The following is a 15,792-nucleotide window of genomic DNA, read 5'->3' on the forward strand; positions in this document are numbered from 1 at the left end:
GTTGTTAAATGCCCTAATTTTATTTAAAAGAAAATGCCGTTTTTGTTTAATTTTGCCGATAACAATTAAAAACTAAAAAATGAAAATAGCAGTTGTAGGGGCGACAGGTTTGGTTGGTAACATAATGCTCAAAGTTTTAGAAGAGCGTGATTTCCCAATTGACGAGTTGATATTAACAGCTTCAGAACGTTCGGTTGGTAAAAAAATCAGTTTTAAAGGGAAGGATATTGAAGTTGTTAGCATTACCACTGCAATTGAAAAACGTCCAGACATCGCTTTATTTTCAGCTGGAGGAAGTACCTCTTTAGAATGGGCGCCAAAATTTGCTGAAGTAGGCACTACAGTCATTGATAATTCTTCCGCTTGGAGAATGGATTTGTCTAAAAAATTAGTGGTTCCAGAAATCAACGCTAACCAATTATCCAAGGACGATAAAATTATTGCCAATCCCAACTGCTCAACCATACAAATGGTAATGGCCTTGGCCCCGCTACATAAAAAATACAAGATAAATCGTGTTGTGGTATCAACATACCAATCTGTTTCAGGTACAGGAGTAAAAGCTGTAGAGCAATTAGAAAACGAAATAGCAGGCAAAAAAGGAGACATGGCTTACCACTATCCTATCCATAAAAATGCTATTCCCCATTGCGATGTATTTGAAGAAAACGGTTACACAAAAGAAGAAATGAAATTGGTACGGGAAACCCAAAAAATTCTTGATGACAGAACCATTGCCGTTACTGCAACAGCCGTAAGAATTCCTACTGCTGGTGGACATAGTGAAGCCGTAAATGTTGAGTTTGAAAATGATTTTGATCTTACTGAAGTAAGACAATTACTAAATGAAACCGATGGTGTTACGGTTCAAGATAACTTGGATGTCAACATTTATCCAATGCCTATGTACGCCAACGGTAAGGATGATGTTTTTGTGGGCAGAATACGCCGAGATGGCTCGCAACCTAATACATTAAATCTCTGGATTGTAAGTGATAATCTCAGAAAAGGTGCTGCAACCAACACGGTTCAGATTGCTGAGTATTTAGTTGAAAATAATTTGGTTTAAAAAGCTCATTATATTTCCCAATAGCGGTAATTTTTTGTATTTCAACTAATTAATTAATTTTTTAGTTGCGTTTGTTTATATATTGCCGTCCCTATTTGCTATAAGTTTTAAGAAATTTTTGATTTAAATCGTGCGGTTAAATACTTATCTTTGGATTTAATCCTATTTTATTTCAAAAATAACCAATTATGAAAAAATTACTTCTATTTACTATTCTGCTGAGTATTTTTGTTTGTTTAAAATTAAACGCTCAACAATTGATTCAACCAAAACTACAATACCCGGAAACAAAAAAGATAGATCATGTTGACAACTATTTTGATGAAGACGTGCCTGACCCATACCGTTGGCTAGAGGATGACAGAAGTGCTGAAACTGAAGCTTGGGTAAAGGCTCAAAACGAAGTTACTTTCGGTTATCTCGATAATATTCCTTACCGCGAAGAATTAAAAGAACGTCTTACCAAACTTTGGAATTACGAAAAAATCGGATCGCCTTTTAAAGAAGGAGATTACACCTACTTCTATAAAAATGACGGATTGCAAAACCAATATGTCATATACAGGTACAAAACTGGTGCAGACCCAAAAACGGCTGAAGTTTTTCTAGATCCTAATACATTTAAGGAAGATGGCACTATTTCATTAGGAGGTATAAGTTTTTCTAAGAATGGTAAAACACTAGCATACGCAATTTCTGAAGGTGGAAGTGATTGGAGGAAGATTTTAGTTATGAATGCCGAAACCAAGGAAATCGTTGAGGATACTTTAGTAGATATTAAGTTTAGCGGAATGTCTTGGTATAAAAACGAAGGATTCTACTATTCAAGCTATGACAAACCAAAAGGAAGTGAACTATCTGCAAAAACAGATCAGCATAAGGTCTACTATCATAAATTAGGGACTAAGCAATCTGAAGATGAATTGATTTACGGAGGAATCCCAGAAGAAAAACACCGTTATATTTATGGAGGAGTAACGGAAGATGATCGCTATTTAATCATTACTCCGAGAGTATCAACGTCTGGAAATAAATTATACATCAAGGATTTGACAGTGCCAAACGCTCCGTTAATGGAAATTTTGGGGCATACGGATTCCGACTCAAATATTATTGAAAATGTAGGGTCTAAACTTTATATAATGACCAATTTAGATGCACCAAACCGAAGAGTTGTAACGGTAGACGCATCTAACCCAGCACCAGAAAACTGGAAAGATTTTATTCCTGAAACTGAAAACGTTCTCAGTCCATCGACTGGTGGTGGTTATTTCTTTGCCAATTATATGGTAGATGCGGTTTCTAAAGTGTTACAATACGATTATGATGGTAAATTGGTAAGAGAAGTAAAATTACCAGGCGTTGGTAGTGCTGGTGGTTTTGGTTCTAAAAAGGAAGAAAAAGAACTCTACTATTCGTTTACAAATTATGTTACACCAGGAAGTATTTATAGGTACGATATTGAAAATGGTACGTCAGAATTATATCGTAAGCCTAGTATAGATTTTAATCCAGAAGATTACGAAAGCAAACAAGTATTCTACAAATCTAAAGATGGTACTGAAGTGCCAATGATTATAACACATAAAAAAGGCCTTGAGCTTAATGGAAAAAACCCGACAATTCTTTATGGTTATGGAGGTTTCAATATTCCTTTAACCCCAAGTTTTAGTATTCCAAATGCGGTTTGGATGGAGCAAGGTGGTGTTTATGCTGTGGCAAATCTGCGTGGAGGTGGGGAATATGGTAAGTCTTGGCACAATGCAGGTACAAAAATGCAAAAACAAAATGTATTTGATGATTTTATTGCTGCTGGCGAATTTTTAATCGATAATAAATATACCTCATCAGATTATTTAGCAATTAGAGGTGGCTCTAATGGTGGTCTGCTTGTTGGTGCTACAATGACGCAACGTCCAGACTTAATAAAAGTAGCATTGCCAGCAGTTGGCGTTTTAGATATGTTACGCTACCATACCTTTACCGCTGGCGCAGGCTGGGCGTACGATTATGGTACAGCGGAAGACAGCAAAGAAATGTTTGAATATTTAAAAGGCTACTCACCTGTGCATAATGTGAAAGAAGGGGTTGAGTACCCTGCAACAATGGTAACAACTGGAGACCATGATGATAGAGTGGTCCCAGCTCATAGTTTTAAATTTGCCGCAGAATTACAAAGCAAACAAGCAGGCAATAGCCCTGTTGTAATTAGAATAGAAACAGATGCTGGTCATGGTGCAGGAACTCCTGTAAGTAAAACCATTGAGCAATATGCCGATATATATGGATTTACATTATATAATATGGGCTTTGATGTATTGCCAAGTAAAACCAAAGAGAAAGTTAAAGGGTAATCATTTTAGCTATTAACCAAATCATTTTTTTGTCACTTAACCAACTCCATAAACAGCTTAAAGAAAAGAATATAAAGTTTCTTTTCACGGATTATTACGATACAATAGTTCATAGGCATGTACATCCTAATTATGTCCAAAGAATTTGGGCTAAACTTATGATACAGGAATTGGGATTCGAGACATCAATTGATAACTTATATTTCATAAGGCAAGAATCATCAAAATATCTTGTTGAGCAATTGGAAAAAGAGGATTTTGAAATCCCTTATACCACATTACAACACGACATTTGTAAACGTCTCATCAATGCGGATATTATTTCTATTGAAGAAAAAGACAGCTTTTTAAATCTGTTTGAAGAAGCTGATGTTAGGGCTGAAGCCAGTGTACAATACCTAAACCAAGATGTTATTGACACCATAAAATACTTTAAGTCTAATGGTGGTAAGGTATATTTGGTTTCAGATTTTTACGGTTCCAAAACACTTTTCGAAAAACTATTGAAGCATCATGGCATTATAGATTTATTTGAAGATATTTATAGTTCTGCAGCCTTAGAAAAAAGCAAGCATACGGGAGACATTTACGAATCCGTTCTAAAAGAATTAGCCATAAACCCACATGAGGTGATGATGATTGGAGATAATCATAGAAGTGATTATCTCAACGCCACAAAAAGTGGCCTCAATGCTTTTCAGCTTCCCCATAAAAAGTATCTCAAAAAAAACAAGCGCAATAATTTTGGGAATGATAAAAAGAAGCTAAAGCAGGTTATTAACGATGTTTACAAAACGTGCCAAAAGCGTTCATCTATTCCTTATACGGAATACATCATTTTTTACCATACGTTTATTGAGCGTTTGTATAATACAGCTAAACAAAAAAACATAAAAGACTTGTTTTTTTTAGCACGAGAAGGACAATACCTTAAAAAGGTATTCGATTCTTACCAAGAATATACTATAATTGACGAAACTAGAAAGATAAAGACACATTACTTAAAAATGTCGAGACATGCTGCGCTTCAGATGTCACTTAAGGATATTGAGGTTGAGCCATTTACATTTCTTCAACTTAAGTACAGTAATATCTCTGCCGATGAATTTTTAATAGCTGTTAATTGTCCTGATGAACTGAGGCAGCAAATTATTTCGCAACTAAATGTAGACGGTAAATCTATCGTTGAAGGTTTTTTTAAGTCTTCGATTTTTGAAAACATAAAAAAGAATAAAAACTTTCTCGATTATTATAACGCACATAGAGAAGCTAGCCATAATGCATTTAAAGCTTATGTAAATTCGTTTGATGCACAAATAGAAGAGAATGGAATCACTGTTGTAGATATTGGTTGGGGTGGCACGATGCAAGAAGCTATTTTTGAGTTTTTTGACCAAAAAATCCCAGTAACTGGTTACTATTTAGGTCTTGGTAATATTTATAATATTAAACCACAAACCAAGCGCTATGGTTTAATCTCATCTTTAATGCCATACCTCGATTATTATGATTACATCTTAATGGCCAACCAACAGCTATATGAACAGTTCTCTGGTGCAAATCACGGTAGTGCCGTGGATTATAGTATAGAGGTTAAAGATTACACTATAGAGTATCATAAGCCCGAAGAAAAATGGTTGTACGACAATCATATAAAAAGACACCAGGAAGAAATGTTTAATTTACATAAATTACTTCTAAAGCGTTTAGAACCGATATGCTTCTCGGAAGAGATGATGCAAAACACTATTTCTAAAATAGCGCTTAAAGTTGGTCTATTTCAGAGTACAAAAAAACTAAAGTTCATAGATACATTGAGCAGCGGATTTTATCAAAATGTTGGGCACAACAAAGTTGGTATATCTTATGAACCCCCGAAAATCAAAAGTCCTATAAAAAGTATGGTTCGGTTCTTAATAACACCAGAAAAATACTTTAGATATTTGGTGAAGTTAAAACCCGTTTTGTACAAAAAAAATAAAGTTGTGGCTTTTTTCATACCAATGTATTTTATTTATCTCTATTTTGGTTTTAATAAGTACCTTAGATTTAAGATTTTACACCGTATATTTCTACTCAAGTACAATGCGTTCAAATAAATTTTTTATCGGTTTTTTTTGATTTTTGCCGATTTAATTAAAAAACATTAGATTTACTTTCATTATTCAATCTAGGTAGGGTTTTCTACTCTTTAATTGTCTTATAAATAGTTGTATGAGAAAAAAATACGCTATACCCTTTTTTTTATGTTCAATTTTGCTGCAATTTTCTTGTGGCACTGATGATGCTACAACACCATTAACTATAGAAACTACAGCAGATTCTGTTGTTCTGACTCAAAATACTGAGATAGAAATTTTTATCTTTCAGAATGATGAATATATACCAAGTTCTGGCCAACTTACATTAAATAATCCCACAAAAGGGGTTGTTTCAATTAACGATTCCAATAACACTCCTAACAATCCAAGTGATGATACGGTTATCTATACCGTCAATCCTAACATAATCGGAGAAGATGCATTTCAGTATACTATATGTGATAATTCCGGTAATTGTAAAACAGAAAATGTATTGGTTACAATTACATCTTCGTCTGTAGTAAACTTAAACTTAGAGAGCGTTCCCTACCAAAATTTATCTGCGTATAATTTCTTTGAGGGAGATCTTAAGGATTTAAGCCCAAATTTTGGTGTATTGCCTTATTCGTTAAACTCTACATTGTTTACGGATTACGCCGAGAAGAAACGTTTTGTTTGGATGCCAAACAATACCAAAGCAACCTACATCAGTGATGATGTACCTTTAGAATTTCCTGTAGGAACCGTATTAATTAAGAATTTTTATTACGACAATGTGCTTCCGGATAATGAAACTAAAATTTTGGAAACACGCTTAATGATTAGAAAGAGTGAAGACTGGATTTTTGCCAATTACGTGTGGAACACAGAGCAAACAGAGGCAAGCTTGGATATGGACGGAAGTTTTGTAGATCTTCAATGGCAAAATGGCGGTAGCACTGGCTCTGTGCAATATAGAATTCCTGCTGGTCCAGAATGCCATACCTGTCATAAAATAATGGAGATTCCTGAACCTATAGGTCCAAAACCAAGAAATTTAAATCGAGAATATGATTATGATGACGGAGTAGCAAATCAATTGGATAAAATGATAAGTCAAGGGTATTTAGAAAATTCTCTTCCTTCATCAGTTTCTCGTATACCAGACTATAATAATACGTCCGAACCCTTAGACCTAAGAGTAAGGGCTTATTTAGATATAAACTGCGCACACTGTCATTCGGAAGAAACACATTGTGCCTATCGTCCATTACGATTAAGCTATAACGATACTCAAGACTTCAGCAATATCGGTGTTTGTGTACCACCAGATACTGATTTAGGTGAAGGTCTAGGAAATATTGTCCAACCCGGTGATGCCCCTAATTCGGTCTTACATTTTAGACTCAGTTCTGTAGAGCCATCGTATAGGATGCCACTTTTAGGGAGAACTTTAAAGCATGAAAGAGGAGTGGAGCTTATCGAACAATGGATAGATCAATTATCAACTGAATGTGAATAATAAATATACCACCATGAAAAAAATTACACCTTTAATTCTGCTTTTAATGTGCTGCTTCTATAGCCATGCACAAACTACTGTTGATTGTACAGCTGGTGCAGTAAATACAACTTATTGTTATGTTGATAACGACACAACAAGTTTTTCATTTGAAAGTTCTGATGGATCTATCCTTAATCTTGTATTTAATTCTGGACAGGTGGAGAACACTTATGATGAACTCATTATTTTAGATTCTGATGGTTCTGAGCTATATAATGGATACGGTAATGCTGGTGATTTAACAGGTTTAAGTTTTCAATCTTCTGGAGATTCTATCACGGTTGCTATCAATTCAGACTTTACTGTCAATTGTTCTGATGACGCCTATATTCCTTGGGATTTTGATGTTGTATGCAGTACCTGTGCTAACGCTACGGTAAGCTATACGGTAATGGATGATTGCGACAATAGTGGTGGGTTTCTTATAGATGTAAACGTAAGCGACTTAGGATCAGCTACTTCTTTAACACTTTCAGACGATCAATTTAGTGCTAATCAAAACTTAAATGCGGCAGGTAATGTTCAGTTCGGACCATATGCTAATGGTACAAATGTTATTATTAATGTACAAAATGATCAAGATATTAATTGCAGTTTAAATAGTCCTTCTTTATCTCAAAATAATTGTCCTCAACCTTCACCAAATGGCATTACATGTGCTTCGGGATCTTCTACATACATTTTTACAGAAAATTTTAATACTGTGGGCGGTTGGACAGGTGATTTAAATAATGGAAATGGATCTTGGGAAATCCCTAATGGTTCTACATCCCCAGGAACAGGGCCTAACGGTGCTTTCAACGGCTCTGAATATATGAATTATGAAGCTTCTGGAAATACTACAGCAACAGCCTCTGCTGTAAGTCCTGCTATTGATTTAACTGAAGCTACTGATGGTGCCGAACTATCTTTCTACATGCATGCATATGGTGAAGATATGGGAACTTTAAATGTACGTGTAGGAAACTCTGCTAGTGGACCGTTCACTACACTCTATACATTTTCAGGGGAATATCAAACTGCTGCTTCAGAAGCTTGGATTCCAATAGGTATCAATTTAGATGCTTATTTGGGTCAGGTTATATATATTGAATTCAATCATACGGGCACAGGCACGGGCTATAGCGGAGATATGTCCATTGATTACCTTCGTATTGAAACTTGTGGGTCTTTTTGCGTTGCTCCTACAGATATAACAACAACAGCAATTACATCTAGTTCGGCAGGTATTTCATGGGTAGCTAGTAGCGGTGAAAACTCCTGGGAGTATGTTGTACAAGTTTCAGGTGGTGCCCCTCCGACAGGTTCTGGTACCTCAACCTCTTCCCCATCTGTTAATGTTAATGCATTAGACCCTGTTACGACGTATGATATTTATGTCAGGGCTAATTGTGGTGTTGATGGGTTTAGTTCTTGGAGTTCTTCTAGTTTTGCCACAGGTGAGGATCTTTCTAGTTTTCCTGTTACATTTACTGCAAACCCTATACCAACGACAGAGTCTTTCGATATAGCTTTAGTGGATTTAAATGGTGACTTCTTAGATGATGTAGTATCTGTTGGCAGCGAAAATATTAATGTACACTATCAAACTTCGGGAGGTTTTACAGCTACTAATATTGCAACCACACCTGCTGATAATTCACCCAATTGGAGTTTAGCTGTTGGAGATTTTGATAAAAACGGATTCAATGACTTATTATACGGTGGTGGATCTGGTGTTACGTTTATGCAAGCTAATGCTACGGGTACAGCATATACAGAGGTTTCTTATCCAGATTTTGTATTCTCTCAGCGTTCAAACTTTGTAGATATTAATAACGATGGTGAACTCGATGCTTTTGTTTGCCATGATATAGATCCTAACGTAGTTTTTATTAATGATGGTAGTGGTAATTTAACCTTTTACCAAGGAGAAAATCCTGGTGTTTTAGACAATGGTTTAGGACTCACACCTGGTGGTGGTAATTATGGTACGGTCTGGATAGATTTTGATAACGATAGAGACATGGATATGTTTATCGCTAAGTGTCGTGGAGGCTCAACAACGATAAGTACAAATGAGTTATGGAGAAATGATGGCAATGGTGTTTTTGTTAATGTTGCAGATAGTAACGGGTGGTACAACACTAATTACCCTGGCAAAGGTCACGACAACTCATCTAACCTTGGAGATAATGTACAAACATGGTCTTCTGCTTGGGCAGATTTTGATAACGACGGAGATATGGATGGTTACATAGGTGCTAGCAATACAACTAATGGCGATTCTAAATTAATGCGAAATAATGGAGATGGTACATTTACGGACGTTACTACCGGCTCAGGTGTCCTTTTCGCAAATTTAGGTATAGAAAATGCCCCAGCGGATTTTGATAATGACGGCAATGTCGATATTTTATCCAACGGAGACATCTTATTTGGAAACGGAGATCTTACGTTTACCAACTACTCAACCAACATGCCGCAGAGTGGCGCTATTGGAGATGCAAATAACGACGGGTTTTTAGACGTATTTAGAGGTGGGCAAATCTATTTTAACAACACTAACTCTAATAATTGGGTAAAACTCAACACTGTTGGCACCGTGAGTAATATTAATGGGATAGGTGCGCGTGTTGAGTTGGTAACGGCTTCAGGAACACAGATACGAGATGTAAGAAGTGGTGAGGGATTTGAGTTTATGAGTAGTTTAAATACACATTTTGGACTTGGGACAGAAACCACCATAACAAGTATTACAATTTATTGGCCTTCTGGAATTATTGACCAGATACCAAATCCAGATATTAATACGACTCACAATATTATTGAAGGTTCTACATTAACAGTTGAAGACCAAACATTAGCGGATATGGTGATTTATCCTAATCCGGCTAAAGATATATTGACTATTGAAACTGCCGCAAATATCACTGATAAAATTGCAACGGTTTTTGATATTAACGGTAGAAAAGTACTCAACCAAAAATTAACCTCAAATACTTTAAAAGTTTCGAGTTTACAAAGCGGAATTTATTTCTTAAGAGTAGAATCCAATGGAAAAAGTATGAAACGAAAGTTTATTAAACAATAAATTTATTATTGTTTATATAGAAACCGCTTGATCTCTCTAGCGGTTTTTTTATGGTATTTTTGTGTTGAAAATTTAACTATGCTCCACTTAAAACAAGTCTCTTTTGGGTATTCTAAAGTAAAGGTTCTAGACTCCGTTAACTTTAAGGTTAATATTGGTGAGAATCTTTCAATTATTGGAGAAAGCGGTTCTGGAAAAAGTACTTTATTAAAACTTATTTATGGTGAATATGATTTAGAAGAAGGGGAGGTTTTTTGGAAAGACACTCAAATTCTTGGTCCAAAATACAATTTGGTCGTTGGTTATGATTTTATGAAATATGTAACTCAAGAATTTGATTTAATGCCTTTTACCACAGTTGAGGAAAACATTGGCAAATTCCTATCGCGTTTTTATCTCAAAAAGCGTAAAGAACGTATTGATGAATTGGTAAAAGTCGTAGAACTCGAAGCTTATGCCAAAACCAAAGTTAAAAATCTAAGCGGAGGACAAAAACAACGTGTTGCATTAGCGAGAGCTTTAGCCAAGCAACCCGAAATTTTGTTATTGGATGAACCTTTTAGTCATATCGATAATTTTAAAAAACAATCACTTCGTAGAAGTATCTTTAAATATCTCAAAAAACATAATATTACATGTATAGTGGCAACTCACGATAAAAACGATGTCCTGGGCTTTGCAGATGAAATGTTAGTACTGCACGATAAAAAAATAATTGCTAAAGATTCGCCTCAAAACTTATACAAGAATCCCAAGTTACCATTAATTGCTTCATTTTTTGGTGAATTTAATAGTATTGATAATTCAATTTATTATGCCTGTCAAATGAAAATTGTTGAACACTCAGAATTTAAAGCGATTGTAAAACAGTCCTATTTTAATGGGAATTCTTGGTTAATCGAAGCTGAATACAATTCAGAATCTATTTTTATTGAACATCATAAAGCCTTAAGCAATGGCTTAAGTATTGACTTTGAAATAATTGAATAGTTATTTGTCGAAACGTTTCAAAAGAGCAGGCAAATAAAAGATATCGGTAATTAAGGCAATAGCAACCGTTACTGCACATAATAATCCGAAATCCCTAACAGAAGGAGTTGCGCTAGAGGCAATAATTAAAAATCCACCAACCAAAGCGATTGTCGTAGAAAACAAAGCACTACCAGTATATCGCATCGCATTATTCATACGCTCTTTCGGTGAACCAGTAATATACTTACTTCGTCTATATTTATGTACTAAGTGAATGGTGTCATCCATCGCAATACCTAGCATAATCGGTGTAATCATAGCCGTAGTTACATCTAGAGGAATATTTAATAGACTCATAAAAATAGCCAAAATGGCTAGTGGTAATATATTTGGAATCAGAACTAAAACTGTTGTTTTTAAGTTTTTTATAAAAATCCAAAGGCATAAAAATGCAACAAAAAATGCCGCAAAAAAGGATTTAAATTGCGTTTCTAAAATGAAATTGTTCAACTGGGAAAATACAACAGCAAACCCATTAATCTTTAGCTCATAATCCTCTGTGTCAAACGTAGTTTCAAAAGCTTCCTTTATTTCATCAAGAACCTGCTCTAGCTCAGAGGTTCGCATTTCCATAAGGGTTAATGTAAATCCTGCAGTAGATAAATCTTCAGAAAATAATTTAAAAAAACTGTTTTCACTGGCATCAACAACCTCTAATGTATTTTTGAGTTTGGTTTCTGATACATTAGATTGAAACAAAACTGGTGTTCGCTTTTCCAAAAAGGATTTAATAGTAACAACAGAAACTGGATTTGAAATCAACGGATTACTTTCTAGCTTATTCTGAAATATCTCAAGTTTTCTAATTGCATCTTTACTCAAAATTACATCACCATCTTTTGTAGCTACATTTAGTTGTAATCGGTTGCTGCCTCCCAATTCTACCTCAACAGCTCTTAAATCTTGCTTAGCCTTACCTTCTGCCAATAAATCACGAGAATTTGTATCTATCTTCACTTGAAATACTGAATAAATTCCAAATAAAAGCACAGCTGTAAACGACACGATAAGCGTGTTTCTATATTGGGTTGTAAATCTGTTTAACCATTCAATAAAATGAGATTGTGAATAGGTTTTAAGCCTTAAGATTGGTTTAGCGTTTTCAAAATTCAAGCTCATAAAACTAAACCCAATAACAGTAATAACGTAAACTAAAATAAAGCTCAGCACTAGACCAATACAAGTAAAAACACCCATGTTCTTAAACGCTGGCAAAGGCGATAGATACAGAGCAAAGTAACCTACGAATGTAGTTAATGTGGTATAGAAGCATGGTGTTAGACTTTTTCTAATAGCAATAGCAAGTAAATCTACCTTTGAGATGGATGTGTTGGCGAGTCCTTCCTTATGATAAATATTAATCACATGTACCGCATCACTGACGCTATAAACCATTAAAATAGTTGGTATAAGCATAGAAATCATGTTCAGGGCAAATCCCAGTGAAGTAATTAATCCAAACAATAAACTTACAGGAATTGCGACTGAGAGCAGTGCAATAAGTAGATAGCGTTTACTAGGTAGCAAGAAAAGTAGTAGTACTGTAATCACCAATACCGTAAGAATACCAAAAGTTAGACTTTCTTTGTAAATCCCTTTGCTGTAGGCTTCGTTTAATACAGGTGGGCCAGTGAGGTAATAATTTGAATAGGTCTTATCAATTATGGTTTTAATATCAGTCGCAATATCTTGCCGTTGTTCCTCAATGGTCGGCGTAGGGTTCATTTGGATATAAAAAAACTGATTTTTATAATCCTCGGTAACCAATTGTGATGTAATGTTAGATAGCTTAGAAAATAAACTCTTTAAACCTTTTTCACTACGCTTTGGATTGTAGAGATCATCAAACTTTATGGTATTATTTACATAAATAGGGTATTTGGCTTTTGCTAGACTAAACGTTGTTTTTACATAAGATAATGCTTCAATAGATTGGTGTAATTGCTTTAATCTGTTTATTTCTGTCTCACCAATAGCATTTTCAACAGGAAGCATGGCGATAAAAATCTCGTCTGATCCAAAGTTTTTCTGAAAATCGATATACGCTTTATAGCTTGGATCGTCTTCTAAAAACCAAATACCAAGCGAATTATCTACACTTAATTTATTTAGTGTTTGATAACCCGAAAATCCCATAGCAATTATTAAAACAGTAATGATTGCTATTCTGAATTTGATGATCGTTGCTATAATGGTTTTAAGCTTATCCATTGAAATTAAATATCCTTTTTACACCCCTAATGCAAAAGCACCATAATTACCATGATGTGTAAGGCTAACATTTATAATTTTATTATTATAACTCACCGATGGTGTGCCTAATTTAGATACTCTGAATATCAAAGCTGTCTTCGGTATTTTCAGAGTCTCCGAAAGCGCATTCATCAACATCCTTTTTAACATCACACTTTGCATTTTCTGATTTTTATCTTCAAACTTCAAAACTTCTGAGGTTAGATTGTTTTGAATACATCTTGCTTCAGATAATACATAGTCTGACGTTATTTTTGTTTCAACATAACATCGAAAGGTTTGAAACTTTACGATTCCAGAATTTTTTTCAATACGGCATTCAAACTTCTTAGGATTGTAAAACCGATCGGGATTTTGCTGTATAAATAGTTTATAGGCGGCTTCTTTCATACTCCATAATCGCCAAACTGTTGTAAAGGGATTGTTAGAATTTTCGATGTAGGTTTGTTCTATATCCGTGAAAAGCTTATCTAAAAATCGTGGGCGTTGCCAACTTGAAGCATTTTGTGCTTCCTTAAGATCAACAATGTCATTGCCAACCATTAATTATTAAGTTTTGAAGTCACAATGTTCATGGCAGATTTTACATCAAGCATTTGCTCCATATCTTCATTTTCTAAGCGAATATCAAATTCGTCCTCAATATCCAATATAATATCCACAAGATTAGCTGAGTTTATTTTTAGATCCTTAACAAAATCTGTGTCTTCCGATAAATTTTTGAAAGCTTCCTCATCTTGAATATAAGGTGCAACAATGGCTTTTAATTTGGCAATTAATGCTTCGTTGTTCATAGCGAAATTTTGAAATGTAAAGTTACGCTATAAATCGCTTAAATAAAATAAAGGTTAGACGTCAGTTCTTGTGATTTTTAATTTGAAGAATTGAAAATAGTATCGAGAACATACCGAAATAAAACATCTCGATACATTTTTCTTCATTCTTCAGAGAAAACACTCGATGTGACGGTAAAAACTAATCTTTAAACTTACTAAAAACCACACAAGCATTAACATCTCCAAATCCAAAACTAGCTTTAGCGATAATATTGAAGTCTAAGTCTAGTTTTTGTATTGGAATTTTTTCTGAAGCGATCAAAGTTTTTATTTCAGAGTGTAAGTCTTCACAATTTATATTGGGTGCAACAAATTGTGCGTTGAGTTGAATGATACTAGCCACGCACTCAATAGCACCCGCTGCTGCTAAGCAATGCCCTACTAAGGATTTTGTAGAATTTATAAACGGGAAATCGTTGTGTTTTCTTCCAAAAGCCTTTGTCCAATTTTCAATTTCCAGAGCATCTTTTGTGGTCGCCGTAAGATGGCCATTAATGACATCGATTTCGTTTGAATTTATTTCCGAATTTTTTATAGCATTCTTAATACATCGTTGCACCGCCTCTGGATTTGGTGCGGTTAATGTGCCACCTTGGCGTTGTCCACCAGAATTAACTTCACCTCCTAAAACCTCAGCATAAATGGTTGCCCCACGCTCTAATGCATTTTCTAAAGATTCTAAAACCAAAGCTCCTGCACCACTACCGGGAACAAATCCTGATGCTGATGCACTCATTGGTCGTGATCCTTTTTCTGGATTTTCATTGTGTTTATAGGTCATAACACGCATGGCATCAAATCCTCCCCAAACATATGGGCCGTGATCACTACAACTGCCCACTAACATGCGTTTGGCTTTTCCACTTTTAATTCGGTCGTATCCCATTAAAACACCCTCAGTACCTGTTGTACAAGCCGATGAATTTGTGGTTACTTGATTGCCCAAACCGAGCATACCACTCAAATAAGCACTCACACCACTTGCCATGGTTTGTAAAACTACCGTACTGCCTAAACGCTTTACCTTACCATCGTCGAGTTTATAGATAGCCTCTCTGAATTTTTCAACACCAGATGTTCCTGTTCCGAAAATAAGTCCCGTATCATAATCTAAATCACTTTCTGGATTCACATCAAAACCAGCGTCTTTCCAAGCGTCAACGCCTGCAATACAGCCGTATAAAATCCCAGAGCTATTAAACCCTCGCAATTGTAAATCAGTAAAATAGTTTGATTTTAATTCATGGGGGATATTTGGAACACCGCCTATTTGACAAGAAAAATTAAGGTCTTTTAATTCTTGGTGGAATGTGATTCCAGATGTTCCTTTTTTCAGTGCTTCTGTGAATTGAGAAATACCTACACCATTTGGTGCAACAACTCCCATTCCTGTTATAACGACTCTGCTTTTCATAATATTTTCTACGAAAGTGGAAATCTTATTGTTTTTAGTTTAATCCGCTTATACAATACTTCGACACTTCGATTGCGCTCAGTACAGGCAAGCTCAGCATGACAACTAGAACTTTTATTGGCTTTAAAACTAAATTA

At 35.2% G+C, this 15,792-nt stretch carries 10 protein-coding genes; 6 read left to right on the forward strand and 4 right to left on the reverse strand.

Going from position 1 to position 15,792, the window contains the following annotated elements:
• Positions 1-79 precede the first annotated feature (79 nt).
• The 6 genes from KCG49_RS07555 (at position 80) to KCG49_RS07580 (ending at position 11,110) form a co-directional block, all read left to right on the forward strand.
• Positions 80-1,069 carry an aspartate-semialdehyde dehydrogenase gene (locus tag KCG49_RS07555; protein ID WP_218545582.1) on the forward strand — a complete coding sequence of 330 codons (990 nt, stop codon included), beginning with the start codon at positions 80-82 and terminating at the stop codon, positions 1,067-1,069.
• Between the two features lie 188 nt (positions 1,070-1,257).
• Positions 1,258-3,423 (forward strand): prolyl oligopeptidase family serine peptidase, encoded by a 2,166-nt coding sequence (locus tag KCG49_RS07560; RefSeq protein ID WP_218545583.1) that lies wholly within the window; start codon positions 1,258-1,260, stop codon positions 3,421-3,423.
• A 29-nt stretch (positions 3,424-3,452) separates the two neighbouring features.
• Complete coding sequence (locus KCG49_RS07565) at positions 3,453-5,522, forward strand: HAD family hydrolase (RefSeq protein ID WP_218545584.1); 2,070 nt, start codon at positions 3,453-3,455, stop codon at positions 5,520-5,522.
• A 115-nt stretch (positions 5,523-5,637) separates the two neighbouring features.
• Positions 5,638-7,005 (forward strand): Ig-like domain-containing protein, encoded by a 1,368-nt coding sequence (locus KCG49_RS07570; RefSeq protein ID WP_256259913.1) that lies wholly within the window; start codon positions 5,638-5,640, stop codon positions 7,003-7,005.
• Positions 7,006-7,018: 13 nt separating this feature from the next.
• Positions 7,019-10,120 carry an FG-GAP-like repeat-containing protein gene (locus KCG49_RS07575; RefSeq protein ID WP_218545585.1) on the forward strand — a complete coding sequence of 1,034 codons (3,102 nt, stop codon included), beginning with the start codon at positions 7,019-7,021 and terminating at the stop codon, positions 10,118-10,120.
• A 78-nt stretch (positions 10,121-10,198) separates the two neighbouring features.
• Positions 10,199-11,110 (forward strand): ABC transporter ATP-binding protein, encoded by a 912-nt coding sequence (locus tag KCG49_RS07580; protein ID WP_218545586.1) that lies wholly within the window; start codon positions 10,199-10,201, stop codon positions 11,108-11,110.
• On the opposite strand, the gene KCG49_RS07585 is transcribed toward KCG49_RS07580, so the two are convergent.
• The 4 genes from KCG49_RS07585 to KCG49_RS07600 form a co-directional block, all read right to left on the reverse strand.
• Complete coding sequence (locus KCG49_RS07585) at positions 11,111-13,363, reverse strand: efflux RND transporter permease subunit (RefSeq protein WP_218545587.1); 2,253 nt, start codon at positions 13,361-13,363, stop codon at positions 11,111-11,113. It lies immediately after the preceding gene.
• 18 nt (positions 13,364-13,381) lie between these two features.
• Positions 13,382-13,948 carry a 4'-phosphopantetheinyl transferase superfamily protein gene (locus tag KCG49_RS07590; RefSeq protein WP_218545588.1) on the reverse strand — a complete coding sequence of 189 codons (567 nt, stop codon included), beginning with the start codon at positions 13,946-13,948 and terminating at the stop codon, positions 13,382-13,384.
• Positions 13,948-14,199 (reverse strand): acyl carrier protein, encoded by a 252-nt coding sequence (locus KCG49_RS07595; RefSeq protein ID WP_218545589.1) that lies wholly within the window; start codon positions 14,197-14,199, stop codon positions 13,948-13,950. Before KCG49_RS07595 ends, KCG49_RS07590 begins: the two co-directional genes overlap by 1 nt.
• A 181-nt stretch (positions 14,200-14,380) precedes the next feature.
• Positions 14,381-15,655 (reverse strand): beta-ketoacyl-[acyl-carrier-protein] synthase family protein, encoded by a 1,275-nt coding sequence (locus tag KCG49_RS07600; protein ID WP_218545590.1) that lies wholly within the window; start codon positions 15,653-15,655, stop codon positions 14,381-14,383.
• Between the last annotated feature and the right edge of the window lie 137 nt (positions 15,656-15,792).

Origin of the sequence: Winogradskyella luteola (assembly GCF_019203985.1) — a bacterium.
GTDB lineage: Bacteria > Bacteroidota > Bacteroidia > Flavobacteriales > Flavobacteriaceae > Winogradskyella > Winogradskyella luteola.

Coding starts and splice junctions, on each gene's coding strand:
- KCG49_RS07560 (WP_218545583.1), top strand. CDS start 1,258: ATGAAAAAATTACTTCTATTTACTATTCTGCTGAGTATTTTTGTTTGT.
- KCG49_RS07600 (WP_218545590.1), bottom strand. CDS start 15,655: ATGAAAAGCAGAGTCGTTATAACAGGAATGGGAGTTGTTGCACCAAAT.
- KCG49_RS07595 (WP_218545589.1), bottom strand. CDS start 14,199: ATGAACAACGAAGCATTAATTGCCAAATTAAAAGCCATTGTTGCACCT.
- KCG49_RS07580 (WP_218545586.1), top strand. CDS start 10,199: ATGCTCCACTTAAAACAAGTCTCTTTTGGGTATTCTAAAGTAAAGGTT.
- KCG49_RS07555 (WP_218545582.1), top strand. CDS start 80: ATGAAAATAGCAGTTGTAGGGGCGACAGGTTTGGTTGGTAACATAATG.
- KCG49_RS07570 (WP_256259913.1), top strand. CDS start 5,638: ATGAGAAAAAAATACGCTATACCCTTTTTTTTATGTTCAATTTTGCTG.
- KCG49_RS07575 (WP_218545585.1), top strand. CDS start 7,019: ATGAAAAAAATTACACCTTTAATTCTGCTTTTAATGTGCTGCTTCTAT.
- KCG49_RS07590 (WP_218545588.1), bottom strand. CDS start 13,948: ATGGTTGGCAATGACATTGTTGATCTTAAGGAAGCACAAAATGCTTCA.
- KCG49_RS07585 (WP_218545587.1), bottom strand. CDS start 13,363: ATGGATAAGCTTAAAACCATTATAGCAACGATCATCAAATTCAGAATA.